Raw genomic sequence first — 5,692 nt, forward strand, 5'->3', positions numbered from 1 at the left:
TATTTACCCAATTAACAATCACCTCATTTTCTTGAAATGATGATGCGATTTTTTGCTGTTCATGCAGTACTGTTGCTTTGTATCCTTTCCAGCTACACACCTCTCCCTTTGGGGTTCTAACTCGAATATTTCCTCCATCTATACTCAATTCTGCCACTGGTGTCTCTGCTTGAGATAATTCAAATTCTTGTCGGTGAATTAACCTCTGCTGAGCACTTTTTGATATCTCTATTCCAGTTAAACATTTGACTTCTTCTGTTGTCTTTTTATAAGAAATTGACGCACTTATTCGCAAGCAACAAGCTTCTAAATACGGACTGATTTGGGTATGACTTTTGATATTTAGCTTGGCTGCCTGTTTGCTAGTGATTACTAGTTCTCCAATTATGCTTTGGATATATCTTTTATATCCTCCAGTTTCGACTGTGACATTTTCGATAAAAAAGCGGATGCAATCGCACTGAGGTTTCCTCAGCACTGGACGGGTCTCCCGCCCAGTTGTGCGTTGCACCAAGCAATTCCGACTTCTGGCATCACGTACTCTTGCATTCTCGCTCTCACCGCTTCTTCAATTTTTCCTAAACTAGTTAATTCTTCTTTCGGTGTATTTTTGGATAAAATTTTGGCAATAGCTTTTGTATGTCGATCGAGTTCTTTTTGCTCTTCTGGACTCATTACACTACCTTAATTTACTTGACCTCATTATCTCAATATTGCGATCGCTTTGCTACTATTTTTGTCAAATTTCTCAATCCCCATATTAGTACATAAGATTTATCTCCTTGGAGCAAATAAAAAGTGGGATGCTCCCGATATCGTTTTTATCCTTCACCATTTTTTTCAAGAGTTCTTGTTCATCCAGTTTTAGCTTCGATCTCCGATCTCCTCCTTGTGGCATGGCTGCGATTTCATTAGTTTCTCGATATCGACGTAGCATGTCTCGAACAAAGGACAAACTTACCTTAAATCGCTTTGCTAACTGTCGCTGAGGACCTTCTTTATTTTCCCAAGCACTAAATATCTTTTTTCGCAAATCTATGGAATACGCTGCCATCTCTCAATATTCTTCTCGATTTAAGATCTTTCTTCTATTTTAGTAGAGTAGATTTGTGGCGGGTTCGATCGCAAATTGCTGTAACTCAATTGATTGAATTACTTTCTGGCGTAAGTCGTAACTATGGGGTTTGGGCATTTTTATACATCTGTCACTTCAACTACATACTATAACTGTAGGCTGTCAAACATTTAAAACACTCTTTTTGTCCTCTAGAACCTTTGCTGTAAGGGATTCAGTCAAAAGATTTAGATATAAAACAGCTTATCATGTCCTAATCGCCCAGGCGATTGCTATAAAAAAACAACCCCAACTAAAATCGCCAAAAAGGGGCGATCGATCGCCCCTTTTCCATATCAAACTAATCTTCGAGCACCTTAGCAATCCGATCTTCTAATCGATCGAGATCCAAACCACCTTCATCGCGGCTGATCCGACGAACAGTTGCATTGACTGTATCTAAAGTTTGCAGTAGATCGCGCAAGATTTCTTGTTGCTGACGCGATCGAGTAACTTCTAGCGGTTCTTGCACCAAGTCACGGACGATCGTATCTTCCGATCGAGAAACAACCATTGGCTCGTTTTGTCCCTGAAGATACACTACAGTACGCCGTCCTGGCCCACGATCTTCTTCTAGTGGGATTAGTGCTACAACGTTGTCCGATCGGACGTATTTGCCGAACCCTAGGTGAACCAATACAGAGGGTTGAATTTTCACTCAGTCTTATCCTTTTTTATCTCTATATATCTATTTTAGACGGGATCTAAATAGTCCACAACGTCGATTAGCGGCGGTTTTCACGCTATTTTAGTAGTGGTTTACAATTGATTTTTTTTAGGGATCGACTAGCCGAATTGTGTGTCCATCTGGGTCTCTCACGAGGAATTGGCGATCGAATTCTAAGGTGGATGTATTCGATAGTGACACCTCTGTAGAGATAAGTGGAAATTGTGCTGCGGTGAGTTGTTGGACTGTTTCCATCGCATCGGCGACGACGATCTTGGTTTGCAAACACCAGAGGTCGTTGGACTCAGTATCGGTGGGGATCGATCGTCCATCGGTCGGCTCTAGATATTCCAACAGCTCGATGCCCATACCTGCGGATGCTGTGAGACTACTAATCCGTACTTTGACACCAGCGACACCGCTCAACAGCTCTTGTTCGGAGCCAAAATTCTCACTTGCTTGTTTTAATTCCAGCCCCAACAGATCGGAGTAAAAAACGCGACTAGCTGCTGTATCTGCGACGACGATCGCCGTATGATCGATCCCTAGAAATAAATTAGTGGTCGGCTGTTGCCATTTGGGAGCGGCTTTAGCGGTGGGAAAGTGGATCAGTTCGAGATTGTGACCGTCGGGATCTTGAAAGTAAACAGCTTGGATGCCACCAGCGACGGGATTCCAGTCGGGTAGGGTTTGAGGAGTGGGAATTTGGAGGACTGAATGCTGGCGGACATGTTGATAAGCGCGATCCATATCGCTAACAACGATCGCTAGGTGCTGAAACCAACGATCGTTACTGCGTGAATCTGGCGGAACCGTTCGCCCTGGATGCGTCAAATATTGGGTGAGTTCGATCGTCTCTGCACCAAGTTGGAGGGTGACGATTCGTAACTGGAGATTGGCTGCTGCTGGGATCGGATCTGCTTGCAGTGGTAACACATCATCAGATGCCACGCCTGTAATTTGACGATCGCCAGTCTTGGTAAATGCTAAAACGGTGGTATAGAAATCGATCGATCGATCCATGTCCCCCACCGTCATCCCGATCGATTCAATCCTAGTACTCGACATCTGGCTCCTTAGGTACTAGAGACTTGACCGCCTGTAACTTCGAGGATCGCCCCCGTCACAAAGCTGCTATCTTCGGAGGCAAAATAGACGTAAGTAGGCGCGAGTTCTTCTGGTTGTCCAGCGCGTTTCATCGCATTATCCTTGTCAAAATTATCCACTTGTTCTTTAGTCATCGTGCCAGGGATTCCAGGCGTCCAGACGGGGCCAGGAGCGACGGCATTGACCCGAATTTTGCGTTTAGCTAGATTTTGGGCTGTAGCTTTGGTGAAGGCGTTAATCGCCCCTTTACTAGCTGAGTAATCGACCAGAAATTCTTTACCAATCAGACCGAGAATGCTGCTCGTATTGATGACGACATCGCCTGCTTTGAGGTGGGGTAAGGCGGCTTTGAGCATATAGAAGTAACCAAAAATGTTGGTCTCCATCGTGCGGCGAAACTGTTCGTCGGAAATGTCTTCAATCTCAAACTTGACCGCTTGATAGCCAGCATTGTTGACTAATATCTCTAAATGTCCGAACTTCTCGACAGTTTGGGTGACTGCTTGCTGACACTGTGCGGAATCGCGGACATCGGCTTTAATAGTCAGACAATGTTGACCTTTTTCTTCGACGAGTGCTTTGGTGATATTGGCATCTTCATCGTTGACATTGTACACGATCGCGACATCGGCACCTTCCATCGCGTAGGCGATCGCGACCGCCCGCCCAATTCCCGAATCACCACCAGTGATTATCGCTACTTTGCCTTGCAATTTACCAGCAGGCTTGTAGTTGGACATATCGCTATCTGGCTGGGGGATCATATCTGCCTGACTGGCAGGATAGGGCAAGGTTTGAGCGGGGATATCCTCGGCTGTCGGACGAAATTCGGTAGTCATAATAGTTAGGTTGTAATTTATAGGTGTTGGACTGACTGCGGCGGAGATCTTTACCCCCCAACCCCCCTTATAAAGCGGATACGCGCCCGCCTTTGTTCCCCGACGGTTCAGCGCACCAAGCAGGGGGGCTTTCATTGCTGCTCCCCATTCCCGCATCTTCGGGGAGGGCTGGGGTGGGGTAAAGATCTCCGCTAATACTATTTACCCAAGCCGTTCGAGCAAAATATCGCCAACTCGCAAAGTATTTGCAACGATCGTTAGCGTCGGGTTCGAGCCAATATTTGAGGGAAAGAAGCTGCCATCAACGACATAGAGGTTATCAATCTCGTGAGTGCGGCAATTAAGATCCAACACAGATGTGTTCGGATCGGTACCAAAGCGGCAAGTCCCACACTGATGAGCGACCCAACGGAGGGGAAAATTGCTACTGTAATAGCGAGAATTTGGGTCGGTATCGATCGATTTGAGTATACCGATCCACCGATGAACTAGTCGATCGAATGACTCAGTATTATTGTCTGTATATTCGAGCGAAATTCTATCCCCCTTTAGACGGACTCTATTGTTTGGATCGGGTAGATCTTCACCCATCAACCACCAGTCAACTGAATGCCGTGCAGCGTATTCAGGCGAAATGTCGGCATCTATCTTTAGAGGTACTTCATTCGCTAGCATCTCCTTATTGACTTTGCCTGAGAGTTGGACCTGCCCCATTGGATAGGGGAAGTCTGGTTCACCCCAGTAGAAATCATTTACTCCTAGCGTTTTCGCGAACACTGTGAGGTTTTCTTTGGCCATTACTCCAATGACCACGCCACAATTATGCTTCATAAAGTTACGCCCCACTTGGCCGGAACTGTTGGCTAATCCGTTGGGATGCTTGTCATTGCTGGATTTTAGTAGTAATGCTGCTGAATTAATCGCCCCACCAGCTACGACAACTATGTCCCCGCGAAATAGGGTGACTTCGCCATCTACTTCAGTCTCTACCGCAGTAATTTCTCGACCAGAATCGCTGGTATGAAGGCGCAGAACTGTGGCTGAGGTTAGGAGTGTGACATTTGAGTGCTGCATGGCTGGACGCACTGTCATTACCTCAGCATCGGCTTTGGCATGAAGTTGACAAGGATGTCCATCGCAGGTTTCACACCGAATACATTCACTCAAAAACCGCTGCGCTTCGTTGAGTTTGATGGACATCGGCAAGTAAAACGGGTGCAAGCCTTGAGCTGAAAGATCGTCGCTGACTGCTTGAATGCGCGGCTCGTGACTGATGGCAGGATAAGCATATTCTTCAGTCGTCCACGGCTCGGTAGGATCTAGACCTCTTTTACCATGTACGTTATAGAGTTTTTCGGCTTGAGTATAATAGGGTTCAAAATCTGCGTATTTGAGGCACCATTCGGGAGAGATGCCGCCTTTATGAACGATCTCATCAAATTCTCGCTCTCGCGCTCTAAATAAGGTACCGCCGTAAAATTTGGTGTTACCACCAACCCAATAACCTGCTGCGGGTTTAAGGTCTTTTCCGTCTTTGTCGATCCAGGTTTCGGCGTTGAAGTAGCGATCTTTGGCGGTGACTGCTACTGGATTCCAGTTATCTTTCTCTCTGGGGAGGAAGGTACCACGCTCTAGGATGAGAATGTTTTTGCCGCTGGGGGCGAGGTGATGGGCGAGGGTGCCGCCACCTGCTCCGGTGCCGATGATGATGATATCGTAGTGTCGATCGGTCATATTAGCTCCTGCGATTGGTTGTGACGATCTGTTTTGCTGGTTTTTGAGTGTTGAGGAAGTTAGTATCGATATTTAATGTTAGTTCTTGGCTAAATGCTAGTACTTAGCAAATCGGCAGACGAAGAGAATTTGTTGGTTGCGAGTTTTGCTGGTGTGGGCAGAACCCTGATCTGGGGGTTCCTACCCCCCGACCCCCCGGTGGGGAGCGGGAAGCCCCCCCCCCAAAAACCC

The 5,692-nt window shown here is 46.5% G+C and carries 4 protein-coding genes and 1 pseudogene; all 5 read right to left on the reverse strand.

Features of this window, described 5'->3' with window-relative positions:
• A pseudogene (locus ACEW9J_RS23345) lies at nt 1-675 on the reverse strand (hypothetical protein); the annotation flags it as partial.
• 740 nt (nt 676-1,415) lie between these two features.
• On the reverse strand, nt 1,416-1,772 hold the full coding sequence (locus tag ACEW9J_RS23350; protein ID WP_373541398.1) for a hypothetical protein: 357 nt from the start codon (nt 1,770-1,772) through the stop codon (nt 1,416-1,418).
• 117 nt (nt 1,773-1,889) lie between these two features.
• Nucleotides 1,890-2,849: a VOC family protein gene (locus tag ACEW9J_RS23355; RefSeq protein ID WP_373547469.1), complete on the reverse strand. Its 960-nt coding sequence runs from the start codon at nt 2,847-2,849 to the stop codon at nt 1,890-1,892.
• Nucleotides 2,850-2,857: 8 nt separating this feature from the next.
• Nucleotides 2,858-3,730, reverse strand: coding sequence for a glucose 1-dehydrogenase (locus ACEW9J_RS23360; RefSeq protein ID WP_373547471.1), 873 nt, complete (start codon nt 3,728-3,730; stop codon nt 2,858-2,860).
• Between the two features lie 198 nt (nt 3,731-3,928).
• A complete protein-coding gene (locus tag ACEW9J_RS23365; protein ID WP_373547470.1) occupies nt 3,929-5,461 on the reverse strand; it encodes a GMC oxidoreductase in 1,533 nt (510 codons plus the stop codon).
• Nucleotides 5,462-5,692 lie beyond the last annotated feature (231 nt).

The organism is Chamaesiphon sp., assembly GCF_041737865.1.
Taxonomy (GTDB): Bacteria; Cyanobacteriota; Cyanobacteriia; order Cyanobacteriales; family Chamaesiphonaceae; genus Chamaesiphon.